Source organism: Streptomyces sp. B1I3, assembly GCF_030816615.1.
Classification (GTDB): domain Bacteria; phylum Actinomycetota; class Actinomycetes; order Streptomycetales; family Streptomycetaceae; genus Streptomyces.
In genome coordinates this window covers 2,220,444-2,240,054 of the sequence record NZ_JAUSYD010000001.1, presented here as the reverse complement: position 1 = coordinate 2,240,054, position 19,611 = coordinate 2,220,444, and the positions used below count along the sequence as shown (strand labels likewise).

At 59.6% G+C, this 19,611-nt stretch carries 14 protein-coding genes and 1 pseudogene; 12 read left to right on the top strand and 3 right to left on the bottom strand.

Annotated features, from left to right (window positions below):
- Positions 1–134 precede the first annotated feature (134 nt).
- The 6 genes from QFZ58_RS10120 (at position 135) to QFZ58_RS10095 (ending at position 10,520) form a co-directional block, all read left to right on the top strand.
- Positions 135–3,542, top strand: coding sequence for a phage tail tape measure protein (locus QFZ58_RS10120; RefSeq protein WP_307124597.1), 3,408 nt, complete (start codon positions 135–137; stop codon positions 3,540–3,542).
- Entirely contained in the window at positions 3,539–5,380 is a 1,842-nt protein-coding gene (locus QFZ58_RS10115; RefSeq protein WP_307124596.1) for a DNRLRE domain-containing protein, read from the top strand. Before QFZ58_RS10120 ends, QFZ58_RS10115 begins: the two co-directional genes overlap by 4 nt.
- A gap of 143 nt (positions 5,381–5,523) precedes the next feature.
- Positions 5,524–6,564: a hypothetical protein gene (locus tag QFZ58_RS10110; protein ID WP_307124595.1), complete on the top strand. Its 1,041-nt coding sequence runs from the start codon at positions 5,524–5,526 to the stop codon at positions 6,562–6,564.
- A gap of 117 nt (positions 6,565–6,681) precedes the next feature.
- A complete protein-coding gene (locus QFZ58_RS10105) occupies positions 6,682–8,931 on the top strand; it encodes a hypothetical protein (protein WP_307124594.1) in 2,250 nt (749 codons plus the stop codon).
- A 433-nt stretch (positions 8,932–9,364) separates the two neighbouring features.
- Positions 9,365–9,637 carry a hypothetical protein gene (locus QFZ58_RS10100; protein ID WP_307124593.1) on the top strand — a complete coding sequence of 91 codons (273 nt, stop codon included), beginning with the start codon at positions 9,365–9,367 and terminating at the stop codon, positions 9,635–9,637.
- Between the two features lie 682 nt (positions 9,638–10,319).
- On the top strand, positions 10,320–10,520 hold the full coding sequence (locus QFZ58_RS10095) for a hypothetical protein (RefSeq protein WP_307124592.1): 201 nt from the start codon (positions 10,320–10,322) through the stop codon (positions 10,518–10,520).
- Positions 10,521–10,672: 152 nt separating this feature from the next.
- Here the strand turns inward: QFZ58_RS10095 and QFZ58_RS10090 are convergent, their stop codons facing one another.
- Positions 10,673–11,554: a tyrosine-type recombinase/integrase gene (locus QFZ58_RS10090; protein ID WP_307124591.1), complete on the bottom strand. Its 882-nt coding sequence runs from the start codon at positions 11,552–11,554 to the stop codon at positions 10,673–10,675.
- A 1-nt stretch (position 11,555) separates the two neighbouring features.
- On the opposite strand from QFZ58_RS10090, the gene miaB reads away from it, so the two are divergent.
- Positions 11,556–13,046 (top strand): tRNA (N6-isopentenyl adenosine(37)-C2)-methylthiotransferase MiaB, encoded by a 1,491-nt coding sequence (gene miaB / locus QFZ58_RS10085; RefSeq protein WP_307128818.1) that lies wholly within the window; start codon positions 11,556–11,558, stop codon positions 13,044–13,046.
- Between the two features lie 324 nt (positions 13,047–13,370).
- Complete coding sequence (locus QFZ58_RS10080) at positions 13,371–14,090, top strand: class III extradiol dioxygenase subunit B-like domain-containing protein (RefSeq protein ID WP_307124590.1); 720 nt, start codon at positions 13,371–13,373, stop codon at positions 14,088–14,090.
- 75 nt (positions 14,091–14,165) lie between these two features.
- Here QFZ58_RS10080 and QFZ58_RS10075 read toward each other — a convergent pair whose 3' ends face one another.
- Complete coding sequence (locus QFZ58_RS10075) at positions 14,166–14,411, bottom strand: antitoxin (protein ID WP_307124589.1); 246 nt, start codon at positions 14,409–14,411, stop codon at positions 14,166–14,168.
- A 139-nt stretch (positions 14,412–14,550) separates the two neighbouring features.
- Between QFZ58_RS10075 and miaA the strand changes: the two genes are divergently transcribed.
- Positions 14,551–15,489, top strand: coding sequence for a tRNA (adenosine(37)-N6)-dimethylallyltransferase MiaA (gene miaA / locus QFZ58_RS10070; RefSeq protein ID WP_307124588.1), 939 nt, complete (start codon positions 14,551–14,553; stop codon positions 15,487–15,489).
- Positions 15,490–15,842: 353 nt separating this feature from the next.
- Here the strand turns inward: miaA and QFZ58_RS10065 are convergent, their stop codons facing one another.
- Complete coding sequence (locus tag QFZ58_RS10065) at positions 15,843–16,751, bottom strand: LysR family transcriptional regulator (RefSeq protein ID WP_307124587.1); 909 nt, start codon at positions 16,749–16,751, stop codon at positions 15,843–15,845.
- Positions 16,752–16,821: 70 nt separating this feature from the next.
- On the opposite strand from QFZ58_RS10065, the pseudogene QFZ58_RS10060 reads away from it, so the two are divergent.
- The 3 genes and pseudogenes from QFZ58_RS10060 (at position 16,822) to QFZ58_RS10050 (ending at position 19,581) form a co-directional block, all read left to right on the top strand.
- A pseudogene (locus QFZ58_RS10060) lies at positions 16,822–17,764 on the top strand (NAD-dependent epimerase/dehydratase family protein).
- Positions 17,765–17,775: 11 nt separating this feature from the next.
- Positions 17,776–18,660 carry an aldo/keto reductase gene (locus tag QFZ58_RS10055; RefSeq protein WP_307124586.1) on the top strand — a complete coding sequence of 295 codons (885 nt, stop codon included), beginning with the start codon at positions 17,776–17,778 and terminating at the stop codon, positions 18,658–18,660.
- A gap of 483 nt (positions 18,661–19,143) precedes the next feature.
- Complete coding sequence (locus QFZ58_RS10050; RefSeq protein ID WP_307128817.1) at positions 19,144–19,581, top strand: hypothetical protein; 438 nt, start codon at positions 19,144–19,146, stop codon at positions 19,579–19,581.
- The last annotated feature ends 30 nt before the right edge of the window (positions 19,582–19,611 follow it).

Sequence of the window (19,611 nt, the reverse complement as noted above, 5' to 3'; positions counted from 1 at the left end):
GCATAAAGCCTATGGCTAACATTGAGCTTGGTACCGCGTATATCTCGGTTCTCCCAAGCACTAATCAGCTAGCAGCAGGTATTACAAGGGCTCTACGAGGAGCCGAAACAGACGCTAGGACGTCTGGAAACCGCATGGGTGACAACCTAGCTAGCGGTATCAACTCCGGCCTACAGGACGTAGCTCAGGAGATTAAGGCTCAGCTATCTGAGGGTTCTGATGTAGCTAAGACTGAGGGACGAGGAGCCGGTAACGACTTCTCCCGTCAGTTTGAGGGTGGCATCAAGGGCATTGGACAGCGTTTTAAGAGCCTCTTTAACGGCTCTGTGGCTGATGCTGGTAGCGCCGGTAGCGACGCCGGACAGCGCTTCTCAGAGGGTTTCCAGAGCCACATGCAGGGGCTCGGAGACTCCATGAAGACCGGCATCACTGCGGCCGGACTGGCTGCTGGTGCTGCGGTTGGTGCGGCTCTCTTGGAGGGTGCTTCTCAGGAAGCCTCTAGCGACAAGATGGCGGCGGCTCTTGGTCTGAACACCAAAGAGCAGAAGAAGTACGGCGGTATTGCAGGAACCCTTTATAAGCAGGGCTTTGGTGAGTCAGTAGGCGACAGTCAGCTAACCGTTCAGGCTGTCTTGCAGGGTCTCCCTGAGATGCGTAATGCGTCCAAGAAGACTGTCTCAGGCATTGCTAAGGACATCGCTACTATCTCTGACCTAACTGGTGAGGATGCTGAATCAGTAGTCAACGCTGCAAAGCAGCTAGTAACTTCTGGTCTGGCTAAGAACCACCAGGAAGCAACAGACATGATTATGAAGGGTAATCAGCTTGGCCTGAACGCTAACCAGGACATGCTAGACACCTTCAAGGAATACTCTCCTTACTTTGCTGAGCTTGGCCTTAACGGCAAGCAGGCTCTTGGCTTCCTGAGCCAGGGTCTCAAGGGTGGAGCAAAGGACATTGACGTATTGGGAGACTCCCTAAAGGAGTTCTCCATCTTGGCTATTGATGGCTCTGACAGCACTAAGGGTGGTTTCAAGGCTCTTGGTCTCGATGCTGATAAGGCTGCTGCGGCTATCTCTAAGGGTGGTCCTGCTGCGGCTGCAATGACTGGCAAGGTCATTGATGGTCTCAAGAAGATGAAGGACCCCCTTGCGCGTGAGCAGACTGGTATTGCTCTGTTCGGCTCCATGTGGGAGGACAACAGCAAAGCCATCATGAGCACTGACTTGAGCGGTGCGGCTAAGCAGGTAGGCAACCTAGCGGGAACTGTTGATAAGGCTGGTAAGACCGCCTACGGCAACGCTACGGGTAACTTCACCACCTTCTATAGGACGCTCAAGCAGAACTTCGTTGAGTACATCGGCAATACCGTTGTGCCAATGCTGGTCAAGCTTGGTGGCTTCATCAAGGCTCACGCAACGACCTTTAAGGTTCTTGGTGCGGCTGTCCTAACGGCTGTTGCGGCTGCTTATGCATTCCGCGCGGCTATGTGGGCAATCAAGGTTGCTCAGGACGCTATGGCTTTGGTCAAGTGGATTGCCAACATCAACCTTGCTGCGGCCCGTCAGAAGATTATGACAGCGGCTACAAAGGCTTGGGCGGTAGCTCAGAGGCTCTTGAATGCGGCTATGAGGATGAACCCTATTGGTCTCGTCATTACGGCGCTGCTGGCTCTTGGAGCCATCTTCACCATTCTCTACAAGAAGAACGAGACGTTCAGGAACCTCGTAAACACCGTATGGGCGGCTATCAAGATGGCCATTGTTGATACGTGGAACAACTACATCAAGCCCGCATTGGTCGGCTTCTGGGGATTCATCAAGAACACCCTATGGCCAGTCATTCAGCAGCTTTGGTCTAGCGTGATTCAGCCTGTCTTTAGTGCCATCGGTACTTACATTGGCGTTATCTGGACCCTAATCAAGGGCTATTTCAATGCTTGGAAGTTCATCATCACTGATGTTCTGTGGCCAGTAATCAAGGGTCTTTGGACTGTCGTGAGCACTGTCTTCAAGGGAATTTGGCTAGCCATTCAGGGTGCTTGGGTCATCATCAAGGGCATCTTCAATAGCATCAAGTGGGTTATCAACAACGTTCTTGCGCCTGTATTCAGGTGGCTATGGAACAAGGTCATTAGCCCTGTCTTTAACGGCATGAAGACAACGATTAGCAACGTGTGGAACAACGGCATCAAGCCCATCTTCACCGCGCTAAAGAACTTCATCACTGACAAGGTGCAGCCTGGATTCAAAAAGGGCATCGACGCTATCGGCACCATCTGGAATAGCCTTAAGAAGATGGCTGCAAAGCCTATCAACTTCTTGATTGAGTGGGTTTACAACAAGGGAATCCGCAAGATGATTAACCTCATCCCAGGAGTGAAGGACCTTAAGGAAGCAAGCCCAATCAAGTTCGCTCGTGGTGGCGCTGTTAATGGTGGCATCAAGGGCAAGGACTCAGTCAATGCAATGCTGATGCCTGGTGAGCACGTATGGACAACCAAGGAAGTAAATGCTCTTGGTGGTCAGGGTGCTATGTACCAGCTACGTGAGTCAGTTCGTAATGGGCGACTCTCTCTAGGCGAGACTCAGCACTATGCAAAGGGTGGAGCCGTTCAGAACCCTGATGAGCGCGTCTATTGGGATGGAGAGCCTGTCTCTCGTATCTCTGCGGCTCAGCTAGCGCTAGCTCAGGACCTTTCAAATAGCCGTATCCGGGTTATGCAAGGTTCTTGGCAGCCACGTACTAGCTATTCAGGTACCTCTCACGCCGGTCCTGGTGTTGTTGATACAGCCCCTGGAAACTTTAGTCAGCAGTATTGGCTAAGGCGTGTTGGCTTTGCTGCTTGGGGACGTAACTTCCCAGGAGCCCACACAGCAGGTTCAGGCGCACACGTTCACTCTGTATCAAGGCTTGACCCTGGTGCACGTGGACAGGGACAGCTAAGCCAGTTTGCGCATGGTGGAGATGGTCTAGGCGGTAAGGACTACGGTCCTAACCCAAGCCTTCTACCGGGCCTTCTAGACAAGCTAGGAGCGTTCGGCAACCTGTCTGTTTATGGCGGTAGCTCAGGAGATAACAGCTCTTGGCTAAGCCTTATCGGCAAGGTAAAGGGCATCATCACAAGCATTAAGGGCTTTGTGAATGGTGGTATGGACAAGTTTGGAGCATGGGGCGGAATGGCCGCTGATGCTGCTAAGAACATCGGTAACGATGCTGTGCAGTACATCAACGACAAGATTCCTAACTTCCTGCTTCCTGACAATCCCATTCCAAGCATCTTTGATACGGGTGGAGTTCTAGAGCCAGGCATGTTGGCTTACAACGCTTCCAGCCGTCCAGAGGCTGTCTTCAACCACAGGCAGTTCAAGTCATTTGCAGAGAGCGCGGGTAGTGCTAACACCACTAACGCCCCTTCCTCGTACGAGATGCAGATTACTAACTGGGACAAGGGAACCGGTTATATCCGGGCGGTGGCTAGAGATGAAGTCTCAGCTAACGATTCATTCAATTCAACTACAGGAAGGATGGGTAGACGATGAGTTCTACGCCTATCAAGGTATCGAATGGAACGGACACATACGTAAAGCAGAATAGGCCAAGCGATAAGCACGCTAGTTCAGACATGCTGGAATTCACCAACATCTCTGGCAAGCAGCGCTTTGCCTATCTCAGCTTTGCCCGTCCGTTCCCAAAGGGAGTGACCATCCTTAGTGCCAAGCTCCGAATGACGTCACGTTATGACGAGGTTGGCACTACAACGGTCACTCTCAAGAAGGTCACACAGGCTTGGACGTCTACCAAGATGACCTGGAACAACAAGCCTGCTGTGACTACCACAGACTCTAAGTCGGTTACTAAGGGAACCTCTCCTCAGTACACAGTCTGGGAGTTTGATGTTACGTCTCATATGCAGGCTGTTGCTGATGGAGCTGCATGGTACGGGTGGCGATTCGAGACCAGTAACACCACCTATTACAGGCAGTTCTATTCAGCCAATGCGTCTGTCTCTGGTCGCTCCGTTAAGCCAACTCTTGAGTTGACCTACATTGAGAAGCCAAGCAAGCCAACGTTTATGTCTCCTTCTGGGGGACGGGCAACTTCATTGGCTAAGCCTATTCTCAGGTTCGACTTTACGGACGCTCAGGGAAGCACGACGATGCAGGCTCTACAGGTTCAGATGAACCCTACGAATGCCTTCACCGCCCCCGCTTTTGATACAGGCACATACCTTGCTTCTGTCCCTCAGCTAGACCTGAATGACACTGCTTATGCGGGTCTAGCTGATGCAGCAACGGTCTATTGGAGGGTCAGAGTTCAGGACAGTTCAGGGCTTTGGTCTTCCTGGTCTGATGCAACGTCATTCACTAGGCGCATTAAGCCAACTCTGACGATGCTTAACCCACCGGCTAACACCATTGATGAGCCAACACCTCCTGTCATTTGGTCTCTGACAGGTGGTACTCAGACTGCCTATCAGGTCATCGTTAGCGATGCAGAAGGCGACTGGCTTTACATGTCGGGTAAGTACACAAGCACGGATGTTGATTACACAATTCCGGCGGGTGTCATTACCAGGGATGACGCTACATACGACATCACGGTAAGAGTCTGGGACACATACAGCCGTGAGAGCACTCCTGGTGACCCTGCTTACATGTCGGTCACCAGAAGCGTTGTCTATGACTATGACGCCACTACAGACCCTGTCACTAGCCTTGTTGCCACTACTCAGCTACCTACTCCGGTAGTCAAGCTGACTTGGAATAGGGCTACTGCACCAGACTCCTTTGTGGTCAGGCGCAATGGTGAAGTCATCAAGGCTTTGCTTGAGCCCGTTCAGGCTTTGGTGTCCGGCACGTCTTATCAGTTCTTGGACTATGAGGCGTCTCCGAGAAGGTCTCATGTCTACACAGTGCAGTCAGTAGTCAATGGCAAGACATCAGCCTCTAACCCAACGGTCACCATCAAGCCTGAGTCAGTAGGTATCTGGCTAATGGACCCTGCCGAAAACGTCTACGTACAGCTAATGGACGCCGATGAAGGCACTTGGGCTATGGGTGAGGATGCCGGTATGTATTCCCCTCTTGGAGGCACTAAGAGTGTCCGTGTGACACAGGCTCTAAGAGGTCATGAAGGTTCGCTTACTGGACTCCTTATGGAGACGCCATTGAGTGCAAAGACAATCACACAGCAGGAGGAAGATGTGTACAAGTTGAAGTCTCGTCCTGGTAAGACATACACCCTGGCTTTGTCAGACATGTCATTCCCAGTAGTAATTGGAAACGTTGTGGTGGCTCCTCTACCTCAGCGCGAGACCATGAAGAAGGTCTCTTTTGACTTCTGGTCACAGAAGGTCCCCTTTAAGGCCGTGCTTTGATTTCGCTCGGTCTTTCGGCAACTGAGCAGGGGTGGCTAAACGCCACCCTTGCCGGTTCCCATTCAATTAACATCACCGTTCAATTGCTAACTCTTGGAGGAGCCAGGGTTGGTGACTTGTCCAATCGCCTTATTGGCGGACAGGTGAACGTTGATTACACAGCAGACGTTACGCGTAACTGCACAATGCAGCTCTTTGACCCGGATAGGACGCTGTCCTTTGAGACAGACTCAGCCGATGAAGGGGCTATCTACATGGACAAGATGATTAAGGTCATCTATGCCGTAAAGGTCCCTCAGATGAATTCATGGGTGAGTATTCCTGTGTTCTGCGGGCCGGTTATCTCAATGAGTAGGGATGACAACCTAATCAACCTGGAATGCCAGGGTAAGGAGACCCTGTCTATGGGTGCCTCTTGGAGAACCTTTACGCGTAAGAAGAACTCCAACAAGGTCAACGTCATTGCAGACATCCTCAGGGAACTCTCTGGAGAGCGTCAGTTTGACTTTGTGGAACTCAGCAGCAAGCTACCGGCGGATTACTCGCTAGGTAGGGAGAGCGTTCCTTGGGTCGCGGCTAAGAAGCTTGCCAGTGGTCTATCTCGTCAGTTGTTCTATGACGGAAGAGGCTATTGCCGTATGCGTTCTTTGCCAGGAACACCAGTCTTCACCTTCAAGAGTGGAGATGGCGGAACGGTTCTCACGACTCCACAGATTGACTATGACAGCACAGAGGTTAAGAACATCATCCTTGTTAAGGGTGGCATTCCTGCCGGTGCCAAGAAGGGCGTAGAAGTCTCTGTGTCGGCTCCTGCCACTCATCCACTGAGTCCGCAGAAGCTAGGCCGTAACGGCGTCTCTCGCTACCTCCTGGAGGTCATTGAGGACGACGCTATTCGCTCTAAGGCTGAGGCTACGGCTAAGGCTGCAACCACTTTGAATGACCGTTTGCTACAGGAGGTTGAAGTGTCCTTTGACGCTATGCCCATTCCTTACCTTGAGCCTGGTGACCTTTGCCGACTCCAGACCGAGGAGTACGCAACCACATTCCGACTTAGTGAGTACAGCATCCCGCTAGTGGCTGGAGAGCAGATGAGCGTTGGCTATGTAAAGCGAATGCAGGTTAGGAAGCTGTCGGCTAGGACTATGGCGGCAATGCGAACGAAGAGAATCATGTCACGATGACAATAACAATTAGGAGCAAAAGTGATTGAGGAAGGATACGTACATGACGTAAGACTACTCACCCTAGGTTCTTACCTAGATGGTGACCATCTAACGGGCAGTACAATTCTAAAGATTATGGATGCCGCTGACTTCAATGAAGATGGCGGCTCTTTTATTTTGGACGGTGTGACACTCGACTATGCGAGTGCAGACCTTGAGACAGACACATTGGCGCTTGTCGCACCCCTAGTCGGTGACCATGAGAATGGTGAACCGCTAAGCATCTCCCCGCTTACCTATGAGAAGCAGGCTGTAGTTGTTCTTGATGACTTTGATGAGTCTCTGACGGTAGTCATTCCTCACGCTCTTCATGACAGGCTTGCAGAGGGCATGAGGGAGGACTTCAACCGAGAGTCCGTAACCGTAGAGCTTGAGGGCAACACATGGATTCTCAAGAACGTCTATGGCCTTGAGCCTGTCATTGATGGTCAGTACCTAGAGAACGTCGTTGCCGACGATGTCATTGATGGCATTATCACTGAGGTCAAACTAGCCAATGACGCTGTCACTCAGGCAAAGATTGCTACCGGGGCTATCGGCTCCAATGAGCTAATTGCCGGTGCTGTTGATGCTGCGGCTATTGCGGCCAATGCAGTCACCAATGCGGCTATTGCTGCTGGTGCAGTTACTAACGCTTCTCTTGGCGCTAGCGCTGTCACTGCTGGAAAGATTGCATCTGGTGCCGTTAGGGCTTCTGAGCTTGGCAATGGTGCAGTCGGTCCTATCGCTCTTACGCCATCTCTCAATGACACAGTCATGCAGAGGTTCACAGATGGCTTTGAGGACCCTCTTGCCTGGCAGGCTATCGACACCCTTGCAGGAGCCTCCTGGTCCCTTGTGAGCGAGCCTACGGCCCCTTCTGGTGGCACGGTGGCTCAGGTAGCGGGTCGAGTAGCCCTTAAGGGAACAGCGCCAATCCTGTATGACCCTTCATCCCTTTACCGCCTAAGCGTGAGGGTTCGTTGTAGCACTCAGGCCGCTTCTGGTGTGAGTAGCTTCTACGCGGGTCTTATGGGTTATACGGCTGACAAGACAACCATGGTCAACCGCTTTGGTGCGAACGTCATCACAAGCCAGTATTTCCCAGCAGCAAGCAATAGGTCTCTTCCAGCTTCTGACGGCTGGATTACCGTAACCGGTTATGTAAAGGGTCGCTCTGCTTCTCCTACTGGTGCTCAGGCTTTGGATATGCAGAGCCCAACCACCATGCATGACAATGTCCGCTACATCGTTCCGATGGTGTGGCTTAACTACTCCAATACTGATGTCACCTCTGTCATGCAGGTAGACAGCGTGACGGTTGAGGTATTGCGTACCGGCGTAGTCACTGCCAATGAACTAGCGGCTAACTCGGTTACGGCTGGCAAGATTCTTGCTGGCGAGATTGGCACTACTCATCTAGCGGCCAATGCCGTTACGGCCGGAAAGATTGCGGCTCTAGCCGTTCAGGCTGGCAACATTGCGGCCGGTGCTATTCAGACTGGTGACCTTGCGGCTAACGCTATTACTGCTGCCAAGATTGCTGGTCTCACCATTACGTCTAACGAGATTGCGGCTAACGCCATCATCGCTGGAAAGATTGCTACTGGTGCTGTTACGGCAGACAAGATTGATGCCAACGCAATCAACGGTAAGACCATTACCGGAGCGACTATCCAGACAGCAGCATCAGGAGCGAGGCTTGTACTTAACTCCTCTGACTTTACTGCCTATAACTCAGCCGGGGCTATCTCGGCTAAGTTGGCAACGGTCATTGGTGCTTATGGTGGTCCAGGCTTTGCCACATATAAGACCAACACTGTCACCGGCACGAACTATTACTCAGCCCTTACGGGTAGTGCCGTTGAGTTGGGAATCGTTGGTCAGGCAAACCCTGGCTTTATCGATTATAGCGATTTGGGAAGCAGCAAGTATGCGCTTGAGATTGTCTCAGGCGATGCGGGCAGTGGCCGTTCTAGCTCTCAGATTTCTCTTTACTCTGAGACTGGTCCTCTTACCTCTGATGCCGACATCGACATGACTGCTGACAACGTAAGGGTTCATGCCGACCTGTTTGCTAACAACATCCAGACAGGAACGGTCTCATTTACTACCGCAGACCTAGCAACAATTAACACTTGGTCTGGCACAAAGAACGTTGTTTTCTCCACTCCATTCAATACCATTCCTACAGTCATCTTGACTTGCTCCGCTGGTGGTCCGGCTGGTGGCTCAACGGCCTTTAGTTGGACTACTGCCGGAGTCACCGCTACCGGGTTTGGTGTTCGTATGCTTAGGGGAAACAACGGCGCAACAACGTTCTCATGGATTGCTATCAGCACATGAGGCTAACAAGAAAGGAATGATTGATATGGCACTAACCATCCCAACGTTTACGGAGTCACCCGTTTACAACTTCGGCATTTCGTTTTATGTCGATGGTATCCAGGTTGACTTTGGCATGCCCTGGGGACAGGACATGGTAAATCTGATGACGGATAGCGGTCTAGTAGAGGCTTGCCAGGGTTTCTCTGACACTCTTCATGCCGCCTACCCTGATTCTCTAATTGAGTATGAGGTCTATTGGTACTCCTCACGTATCGGACCAGTGACTAGGGCTACGGCCTATGAAGCAGTAGTACCGGAGTAACACAAATAGCCGGGGTTTCTTCGGAAGCCCCGGCTCTCCCTAGAAGGGATAACGCAACCGAAAGAGAAGAGGAGAGTGATTAGACTGCTAGAGCTATTGGGGAGCATTCCCGCACCATGGCTTGCTCTAATGGGCACAGTCTTTGGCGGTGTTGGTCTTAAGTTTGCCGAGCACTTGCTAGGCAAGAACAAAGCTAAGATTGATGTTGCAACACAGATGCGCGATGAGATGCGCATTGAAATCAAAGAGCTACAGAAGCGCGTTGATGAACTAGAAGAGACCAATGACAAGTGGAGGGCAAGAGCCTGGAAAGCAGAGGAAGAGCTAGCTATCCGTAACGCTCTCATCGCTAGTCATGGGTGTATGGCTGGAGGCGTTGACTTCACCAACAGGCAGAATTAGAAGAAGCCCCCGGTTATTAGCCGGGGGCTCTTCTGTGTTTACCTATCACGCACTCTCGTTCTTGCGCTCAATCTCATTAAGGCGCTTAGCAATCTCAGCAAGCTTAGCCTTGCTCTCCTTGTAGGCACGTTCCATCTCGGTCATATTCACCCTCCTCTCATTGGGTCTACTTAAAGGATAACCCCGTTTGAATTATGAAGCCAAATCAGCAAAGAATTCTTGAAAGGAGTTCGCTATGTTCAATAACAACAAGTATCTTCATCTCGCCTTCTCCAGGGTGGTGAACGTTTACGTCTTTAGTCTTGGCATCCTGGCTCTGTGGTGGGGAGCCGTTCTAGTGCTTCCCTTTGGCCAGTTCGCTAACAGCACCCTTTACGACTACATGAGTTACCTAGCCCCTGAATACGCCTGGGGTTATGCAGCATGGGTAGCAGGAGCCTTGATGGTTCTAGGAGCCCTTAAGGGTTGTGAGCGCATGTCTAAGCTAGGTCTCATGGTCGGTTGCTTGCTATGGGGCTTTGTGCTTATGACCTACCTCCTAAGTATCCCTTCTAGTACGGCTGTCCCTACTACTGCCTTCTTGGTATGGGCTCACGTCATGGGTCATCTGGTTCTATGTATCCGTCCAGAAGTTCTTAAAGAAAGGTTCTAAAACCCGCCGGTTATCTGTTATGGTTTACCCATGACCAACACGGAAGACCTCAACGCAATGCACAACCGGTACACAGTGACTTACAAGGACACTGAGAGCGGACAGGAACACACCAAGTACAACTTGACTGAACTGAGCGCGGTAAGGCTCAAGGGAGACTGTGACCTCTATGACAACCTCGAATTCATCTCGGTAACTCCTGAGCCTGACTGGTCCAAGTACAAGCACTAGAAGCAACACAGAGCCCCTGCTCTCCACTAAGGAGGGACAGGGGCTCTTCTGCGTTGTGGAGGCTCTGAGAGCCCCTGAGAGGTTCCGGGCATGAAGAAGCCCCTAGGAGGATTGCTAGACGCTCCTAGGGGCTGTTCTGTGGCTTCTAGGGGCTAGTCCTCAAGACCCTGCTTCTTGAGCCACTGAGCGAACATCGCCTCTAGGTCAGTCTTCTTCTTAGCCTTGTCCTCAGGCTTCTCCTCTACAGGCTTAGGCTTCTCCCCGAAGAGGTCATTGACTGCATCATCAATGTCTGACTTCTGGACTTGGGCATAGTAGCCAAGAGTTGTCTTGAGGTCTGAGTGCCTGAGTTGCCTCTTGGCAATCTCCGGATTGACCTTCTGCCCAACCATTGTGGTTGCGTAGAAGTGGCGGAACATGTGCGGGTTGACTGTGATGCCAAGCTTCCTCCCATAGCGCCAAAGGGATTCCCTTACAGCACCAGGCGTCACCGTTGAAGGTGTGTGAGCCCTAACCTCATCAGCAAGCCATTCGGGGATGATGACTTCTCCTTGAGTCTTTGAGAGCCAAAGAAGCCCATCCTCATCACGCTGCTTATGCACTTTGAGGACGTTCCCCTTTACATCCTTAGGGGATACTGCGCACGCTTCTCCAATACGCAGACCCGCGTACATCATGAGAAGGCCGTAGAAGCGGTAAGGAGTAGCCTCAACCACTTCAAGCATTTCTTCCTTGGTGGGGAAGTCATAGACGCGAGGGACGCTCTTGCAAATCTTGAGGTCTTTGATGTCAGGGAGAACATCCCTAAAGAGAGTCCTAAGGGCTACGGTGTGCTTCCTCTTTGTGTTCACGTTTACGATGGTGAGAAGCTTCTGATAGAGGAATTGAACGGTTACCTCTTCTACCAGGACCTCATCCATTCCCAGATGCCGGACAGTTTGCATGTAACTATCCGCTGTAGACTTCCTCAGGAGCCGTGCACTGAGAGTGATGGCGGCGAACTCACGGACAGTCTGACCAGAGGTGAACGACATGATGGAACTCCCACGCTCGTACCGTGTCGAGACCTACGGCTGCCAGATGAACGTCCACGACTCCGAACGCTTGTCGGGGCTGCTGGAGGACGCCGGGTACGTACGCGCCCCGAAGGATGCGGACGGTGACGCGGATGTCGTCGTCTTCAACACCTGTGCGGTGCGGGAGAACGCCGACAACAAGCTGTACGGCAACCTCGGCCGCCTCGCCCCCATGAAGACGAAGCGCCCCGGAATGCAGATCGCCGTCGGCGGCTGCCTGGCGCAGAAGGACCGCGACACCATCGTCGAGCGCGCCCCCTGGGTCGACGTCGTCTTCGGTACGCACAACATCGGCAAGCTGCCGGTGCTCCTGGAGCGCGCACGGGTCCAGGAGGAGGCGCAGGTCGAGATCGCCGAGTCCCTGGAGGCCTTCCCGTCCACGCTGCCCACCCGCCGCGAGTCCGCGTACGCGGCATGGGTGTCCATCTCCGTCGGCTGCAACAACACCTGCACGTTCTGTATCGTCCCGGCCCTGCGCGGCAAGGAGAAGGACCGCCGCACCGGCGACATCCTGGCGGAGATCGAGGCCCTCGTCGCCGAGGGCGTCAGCGAGATCACCCTGCTCGGCCAGAACGTGAACGCCTACGGATCCGACATCGGTGACCGCGAGGCCTTCTCCAAGCTGCTGCGCGCCTGCGGCACCATCGAGGGCCTGGAGCGCGTCCGCTTCACCTCGCCCCACCCGCGCGACTTCACCGACGACGTGATCGCCGCGATGGCCGAGACGCCGAACGTGATGCCCCAGCTCCACATGCCGATGCAGTCGGGCTCGGACACGATCCTGAAGGCCATGCGCCGCTCGTACCGCCAGGAGCGCTTCCTCGGCATCATCGACAAGGTGCGCGCCGCCATGCCGGACGCGGCCATCTCCACCGACATCATCGTGGGTTTCCCCGGTGAGACGGAAGAGGACTTCGAGCAGACGATGCACGCGGTGCGCGAGGCGCGTTTCGCGAACGCGTTCACCTTCCAGTACTCCAAGCGCCCCGGTACGCCCGCCGCGGACATGGAGGGGCAGATCCCCAAGGAGGTCGTCCAGGAGCGCTACATGCGCCTGTCCGCCCTCCAGGAGGAGATCTCCTGGGAGGAGAACAAGAAGCAGGTCGGCCGCACCCTGGACGTCATGGTCGCCGAGGGTGAGGGCCGCAAGGACGGTGCGACGCACCGCCTCTCCGGGCGTGCCCCCGACAACCGCCTCGTCCACTTCACCAAGCCGGCGCAGGACGTGCGCCCGGGGGACGTCGTGACCGTCGAGATCACCTACGCGGCCCCGCACCACCTGCTCGCCGAGGGTGCGCCCCTGGGCGTGCGGCACACCCGGTCGGGGGACGCCTGGCAGAAGCGCACGGAGGCGGTCGCGCCGAAGCCGGCGGGAGTCATGCTCGGCCTGCCCGCCATCGGGGCACCCGCCCCGCTGCCGGCCGCGGCGGCGCCGGGGTGCGGCTGCTGACCGACGCCACCGGAGCGACGTGCCCCGGCTCCGCGGGGTGCGGCCCCCTCCGTGGGGCGTGGTGCGGTGCGGGACGGCAGGCGCGGGGGCGGGGCGCCAGGTGCGCCTGCGGCGGACTGTTCCTGCCGCCCATGTCCCGAAGCCTGGCTTTGCCCTGAGCCCGGCTCTGCCCGACGCCCGGCTCTGCCCGGGCCCGTTCCGTGGGGTCGGCCCCCGCGCCTCGACGCCCGGCGAGGCCGGTTGTGTCGGCCGGAGCCGTCGGCCGGTGCCGCGAACGCAGCCGTCCGGGGCTGCGGCCGGGGGTGTCGCAGTACGCTGACCGGCATGCTTGTCGCCGCCGCCGTCTGTCCCTGCCCGCCTCTCCTGGTCCCCGAGGTCGCCGCGGGTGCCGCGCCCGAGCTCGACTCCGCGCGGGCCGCGTGCGCCGACGCCCTGGGCGTTCTCGCGGCGGCGCGGCCCGACCTGCTGATCGTGGCGGGGCCCGTCGAACCCGCCGAGTGCGGTGTTTACCCCGCGGGCTCGCCCGGCACCTTCGCCGGGTTCGGTGTCGACCTCGCCGTGCGACTGGGGGAGCCCCCCGCGGGGTCGGCGGTTGCGGAGCGCCGGCTCCCGCCCTCGCTCGCCGTCGGCGCCTGGCTGCTGACCCGCACCCGGTGGTCCGGGGCACCGGTCGAGGGCCTCGGGGTGGGCGTGCCGTCGGCCGCAGCCCGCTGCGCGGAAGCCGGACGGGAGCTGGCCGGCCGGGCGGACCGGGTGGCCATGCTGGTCATGGGCGACGGCAGCGCCTGCCGTACGGTCAAGGCGCCCGGCTACCTGGACGAGCGGGCGGTGGAATTCGACGCGGTGACGGCCCGCGCCCTCGGCACGGCCGATCTCGCCGCCCTCGCGGCTCTGGACGAGTCGCTCGCGTACGAACTGAAGGCGGCCGGACGGGCGCCCTGGCAGGTGCTCGCAGGGGCCGCCCAAGGCGCCGGGCTCGATGGGCGGCTGCTGTACGAGGACGCCCCCTACGGCGTGGGATACACGGTCGCCACCTGGTCGTGAACCGCCGCCGACAGGCGTGAGGGCCGTGGAGCGCATCGCTCCACGGCCCTCACGCCCGCCGGCTCCCCGCCCCGGTCACGGCGCGGGCGGCGTCGGCGGCGTTCCGCCCTCGTTCTTCTGCCCAAGGCGGTCGACCGCGTCCTTCGCCTTCCGCGTGCCGGACACGATCTTGTCGCTGTACTTGCCCTTGGTCTTCTGGTCGACCGTCCGGGCCGCCTTGTCGAGGCCCTGGTCGATCTTGTCCCCGTGCTGCTGCGCGAGGTCTCCGACCTTGTCCTTGGCCGGGGCCAGCTTGGCCTTCAGGTTGTCCAGGAAACCCATGGGTGACCTTCCGTGCTCGGGGACCGTCCTGACACTTTACCCGTGAGGAAGCACACACGCGTGGCCCCGCGCCCGCGTCGGGGAAGCCTTCCGGAACCGGCCGGAGCCGGGGTGTCCCGGAGTTTGGGACACTGTTCCGGTGAGAAGACCAGCTCCCGCCCCCCGCGTCATCGCCGTCGTCGGTCCCACCGCTGCCGGAAAATCCGATCTGGGAGTCTTTCTCGCCCAGCAGCTCGGCGGCGAAGTCGTCAACGCCGACTCCATGCAGCTCTACCGCGGCATGGACATCGGCACGGCGAAACTGACCCCTCCCGAGCGCGGTGACGTTCCGCACCATCTGCTGGACGTCTGGGACGTCACCGAGGCCGCCAGCGTCGCCGAGTACCAGCGCCTCGCCCGCGTCGAGATCGACAGACTGCTGGCCCTGGGGAGGACCCCGGTCCTGGTGGGCGGTTCCGGTCTCTACGTGAAGGGGGCGATCGACGCACTGGAGTTCCCGGGGACGGACCCCGCGGTGCGCGCCCGGCTCGAGGGGGAGCTGGCGGAGCACGGATCCGGCGCCCTGCACGCCCGGCTGGCCGAGGCCGATCCCGAGGCGGCGCGCGCCATCCTTGCCGGTAACGGACGCCGTATCGTCCGAGCCCTCGAGGTCATCGAGATCACGGGCAGACCCTTCACGGCCAACCTCCCGGGTGACGAAGCGGTGTACGACGCGGTGCAGATCGGTGTGGACGTCGCGCGCCCGGAACTCGACGAACGCATCAGCGCCCGGGTGGACCGGATGTGGGAGGCGGGACTGGTGGACGAGGTGCGCGGCCTGGAGGCTCTGGGGCTGCGCGAGGGGCGCACCGCATCGCGCGCACTCGGCTACCAGCAGGTGCTGTCGGCGCTCGCGGGGGAGTGCACGCAGGACGAGGCGCGCGCCGAGACGGTGCGCGCGACCAAGCGCTTCGCGCGCCGTCAGGACTCCTGGTTCCGGCGCGACCCGCGCATCCGGTGGCTCAGCGGCGCCGAGGAACACCGCGGGGAACTTCCGCACCAAGCGCTGGCGTTGGTCGAACGAGCGGTCACAGCCTGATTGCATGACGGGTGACCGGTGGCGTACGAGCACTGACTCTGTGCTGTATCGAAGCAGGTCAGAGACAGTTCCCTGGGGCATGGGGCTTCATCGGACCTCGGCAATCCAGGTCCGACGGAGTCAGGGGCAATGGTGGAGTCGGGTATTGGCTGGTTCTCGGTGTTGTGGCCGACGGTCAAGGTGGGCAGGCGCGGGTCGTAGTCCTCGTTGTCGATGAAGAAGGAGACGACGCAGGGGTCGTCAGCTTCGGCGGTCGGGATGGATGCGAGGCCGTTTCTCGGCGCCGTGCCGGCGTACACACGGACTTCCTCTATCCGTGTACGGATGAATGAGGCCGGATGCCGCTGTGCCGGTCAGGTTTCGTCCAGCGCTGCTGCCTGTACCTGGAGGGCCTGTATCAGTGTCCGGACCTGGGCGTGGTCGCGGCTGAGGATCGCGGCGACACCGATGTGCCGGGTCGGAGTCGGCGGCGCGATCGGGATGGTGCGTAGCCCTGCTATCCGCGGAGTCTGCGCGATGGAGGGGATCAGCGAGATTCCCATGCCCGCAGCGACGAGCGAGCGGGCGAAGAAGTAGTCCGTTGTCGTGCCGCGCACCTCCGGGTGGAAGCCGGCACGTTCGGCGTAGCGGCGCAGGTAGGTCTCGGTCTTGAGGCAGCCGAATACCCAGGGCTCGGCGGCCAGCTCGACGATGTCGAGTGCCTCGCGTCCGGCCAGGGGATGGGCCTCGGGCAGGACGACACGCAGGGGGTCTTCCATGAGTGCAGTCCACGCCAGACTGGAGCTCGGGCCCGGCCCGCCCGGCAGCGGGCCGTCGAAGTGGTAGGCGAGGGCGAGGTCTACGGCGCCCTGGCGGACCAGTGGCAGGCTGTCTTCGGGCTCGCTCTCCCTGACGTGGACCACGGTCTCGGGATGGGCGGTGGTGAGGCGGTCGAGTGCGCCGGGTAATAGGAGCCTGCCGCCGCTGGTGAAGGTGGCGATGGTGAGCTGGGTGCGGCCGCTACCGAGCCGGTCGACCTGCTGCCTGGCGTGTTCGAGCTCCGCGGCGACCGACTCGGCAGCCCCGACCATGATCCGGCCGGCCGGGGTGAGCGTGACTCCGCGGGTGCTGCGCGCCACGACCTGGGCGCCGATGCTGCGCTCCAGTGCGGCGATCTGCTGGGACACGGCCGAGGGGGTGAGATGGAGGGCTGCCGCCGCCCGGTTGAAACTGCCGTGTTCCGCCACCGTCCGCAGGACCCGCAGCCGCTGCACGTCGATCAACAGTATTCCTTAATACGTATCCCGTAAGTAGGCACTTCTGCTGATGACTGTAGGTGTCCAGGATGGAGGCATGCAAAGAATCTGCGTCATCGGCGGAAGCCGGTATTTCGGCAAGCTCCTGGTCCAGCGCCTGCAAGCCACCGGCCACCAGGTCACGGTGGTCAACCGCGGATCGACCCCGCCGCCACCCGGTGTCGAACACCTCGTTGCAGACCGCGACGACGAGGCTGCCCTGATCGCCGCGCTCGGCTCCCGCACCTTCGACGTGGTCGTCGACCAGGTCTGCTACACCCCCTGTGCAGGCCGCGATCGCCGCCCGCGCCTTCAGCAGCCGCACCCGGCGCTACGTCATGACCTCCACCATCGAGGTCTACGACCCGGCGACCGCCGCACTGCCGACCGTTCCACCCGGCACACCGGTGCCGGAGGAGGTCGTGGACCCGTCCACGTGGCTGGTGGCCATGGACCTGCCGTGGCACGACACGGCGTACCTGGAGGCGCACTACGCCGAAGGCAAGCGACAGGCGGAGGCCGTCTTCGCCCAGCACCACGGGTTCGCTTCCGCCGCCGTGCGCAGCGCCCACGTGCTCGGTGGCGGCGCGGCGGAGTTCACCGGCCGGCTGGCGCACTACGTCGAACACGTCATCCAGGGCACGCAGATCACCGTGCACGCCGAGGCGCTGCCCACGGTCTTCATCCACTACGAGGAGCTGGCGGACCTACTGCTGTGGGCGGCCACACTCACCGACGTCACCGGCCCGATCAACGCCTGCTCCGACGGTCCACTCGACGTCTACGGCCTGGGTGCTGTCATCGCCGCGCAGGCCGGCAGGAAGGCCGTGTACCGGAGCGTCACTGCGGGCGAGCCGGCCTCGCCGTTCTCCTTCGACCGCCACTACGCCATGAGCAACGCCCGCGCGAAAGAACTGGGCTTCTCCTTCTCCCACACCACCGACTGGCTCCCCGGTGCTGTAGCCGGAGCCCTCGGCACACCCGCCGCCCCCACCCCCTGAGGACAGACACCATGCAGCACCGCACCATCGCAAACACCACCGTCAGCGCCATCGGCCTGGGCGCCATGCCGCTGTCCATCGAGCACCGCCCGGACGAACAGCGGGCCATCGCCACCATCCACGCGGCCCTGGACGCCGGGGTCACGCTCATCGACACCGCCGACAGCTACCACTGGCACGCCGGCGAAGCCGGCCACAACGAACTCCTCATCGCCCGCGCCCTGGCCCGCTACGGCGGCGACACCTCCCACCTCCTCGTCGCCACCAAGGGCGGCCGCGGCCGCCCCGGCGACGGCAGCTGGACCGTCACCGCGACCCCCGCCCACCTCAAGTGCGCCGCCGAAGCTTCCCTGAAGCGCCTGGGCGTCGAGGCCATCGGCTTATACCAGCTGCACAAGCCGGACCCAGCCGTGCCGTGGGCAGAGTCCGTGGGCGCGCTGCGCGAGCTGCTCGACACCGGCACCATCCGCGCCGCCGGGATCTCCAACGTCACCACCGGCCAGATCCGCGAGGCGCACGCGCTCCTCGGCGACGGCCTCGTCTCCGTACAGAACCAGTACTCCCCCGCAGTCCGCGACAGCGAGCCCGAGCTACGGCTGAGTACGCAACTCGGGCTGGCCTTCCTTCCCTGGAGCCCTTTGGGTGGCATCTCACGGAGCTCCCTGGACGGCCCCTCCGGCCCGACCGCTGCGAGAACCGCCTTCCACCGCATCGCGGCCGAGCGTGGTGTCAGCCCGCAGCAGATCGCCCTGGCCTGGCTGCTGACCCGCTCCCCGGCGGTGATACCGGTGCCGGGCGCCAGCCGCCCGGCATCGATCCAGGACTCCGCCGAGGCGGCCGAGCTGGAGCTGAGCGAGGCGGAGCGGACGCAGTTGGAAGACGCACTGCCCGACTGATCAAGGGTCTCCTGTTGTTCGGCGATGGTCCTCGGAGTGATCTTGCGAGCCGTGTACGGCTCGGTCAAGCGCTCGACGGCGGCGTCCTGGGTGGGGGAAGCCGGACTCCTCGGCCCGCTTGCCCCGGGTGTTGCGGAAGCGATGGTGCAGAGGTGTGGGCAGCTCGACGGCCCGCGGCACTCGCAGGGCTTGAAGAAGCTGTCCACACCCCTGCGCAAGTTTGTTCGGCATGATCGAGATGGTTGCTTCTTCGGGCTTGGTCGCGACCGGTCAATCCAGCGCTGACCTGCGGCTATTGCTGACCTCTTGCTGACTCGCCGACCAGCAGCAGGCGCCTGACCTGCATAAACCCTGAAGCGGGGCTGTAACAGCCTGATCACGTGATGGCATCGGGACGCTCCGCCCGTCATTTCGGTGCCCGGGACCGTGCCATCATCGAGAATCGATCGACCAGTGGAGTCCGAGTTGGGAGGGCGCGTGGCGATGGAGGCCGGCCCTCGCGACACAGACCGAGACGCACCGGATCCGCAGCACGAGGCAGGACGTCTGAGCCCTGACGGGCCCGATGAGCACGACGTGGCCCCCGAGGTCGAGGTCGAGCTCCGTCCGGTCCGCCGCATGCGGATCTGGCAGCTCGCGCCGATCGTGGTGCTGGCGGCGCTCGGCTCCCTGATGTTCGCCTTCCCGCTCGCCTTCGAGTTCGGCGGTGGCGGTGCCGTCGTGGCGATGCTGGGGCTGCTGATCAGCGGCTGCGCCGCGGGCTGGGGCATGATGGCCGCCCGCCGGGTGGGTCACACCTGGCCCGGCCTGCCGGCCAGGGGGACGGGCGAACGCCCCGACTGGCGCGTGGTCGGGCTGTACGTCGTGGTGTGCGCGGGCCTGGTCGCCCTCGCGGTCTGGCGTGTGGCGCGGCTCCGCTGAGCCTTCCGACCGGAGGACGGCACCCGGTGC

Bases quoted from the DNA above. Each gene is read 5' to 3' on its own strand.
- QFZ58_RS10100 (WP_307124593.1), top strand. From the start codon at position 9,365: ATGGGCACAGTCTTTGGCGGTGTTGGTCTTAAGTTTGCCGAGCACTTG.
- QFZ58_RS10055 (WP_307124586.1), top strand. From the start codon at position 17,776: ATGCAGCACCGCACCATCGCAAACACCACCGTCAGCGCCATCGGCCTG.
- QFZ58_RS10090 (WP_307124591.1), bottom strand. From the start codon at position 11,554: ATGTCGTTCACCTCTGGTCAGACTGTCCGTGAGTTCGCCGCCATCACT.
- QFZ58_RS10095 (WP_307124592.1), top strand. From the start codon at position 10,320: ATGACCAACACGGAAGACCTCAACGCAATGCACAACCGGTACACAGTG.
- QFZ58_RS10050 (WP_307128817.1), top strand. From the start codon at position 19,144: ATGGAGGCCGGCCCTCGCGACACAGACCGAGACGCACCGGATCCGCAG.
- QFZ58_RS10105 (WP_307124594.1), top strand. From the start codon at position 6,682: ATGGATGCCGCTGACTTCAATGAAGATGGCGGCTCTTTTATTTTGGAC.
- QFZ58_RS10115 (WP_307124596.1), top strand. From the start codon at position 3,539: ATGAGTTCTACGCCTATCAAGGTATCGAATGGAACGGACACATACGTA.
- QFZ58_RS10075 (WP_307124589.1), bottom strand. From the start codon at position 14,411: ATGGGTTTCCTGGACAACCTGAAGGCCAAGCTGGCCCCGGCCAAGGAC.
- QFZ58_RS10080 (WP_307124590.1), top strand. From the start codon at position 13,371: ATGCTTGTCGCCGCCGCCGTCTGTCCCTGCCCGCCTCTCCTGGTCCCC.
- miaB (WP_307128818.1), top strand. From the start codon at position 11,556: ATGGAACTCCCACGCTCGTACCGTGTCGAGACCTACGGCTGCCAGATG.
- QFZ58_RS10120 (WP_307124597.1), top strand. From the start codon at position 135: ATGGGTGACAACCTAGCTAGCGGTATCAACTCCGGCCTACAGGACGTA.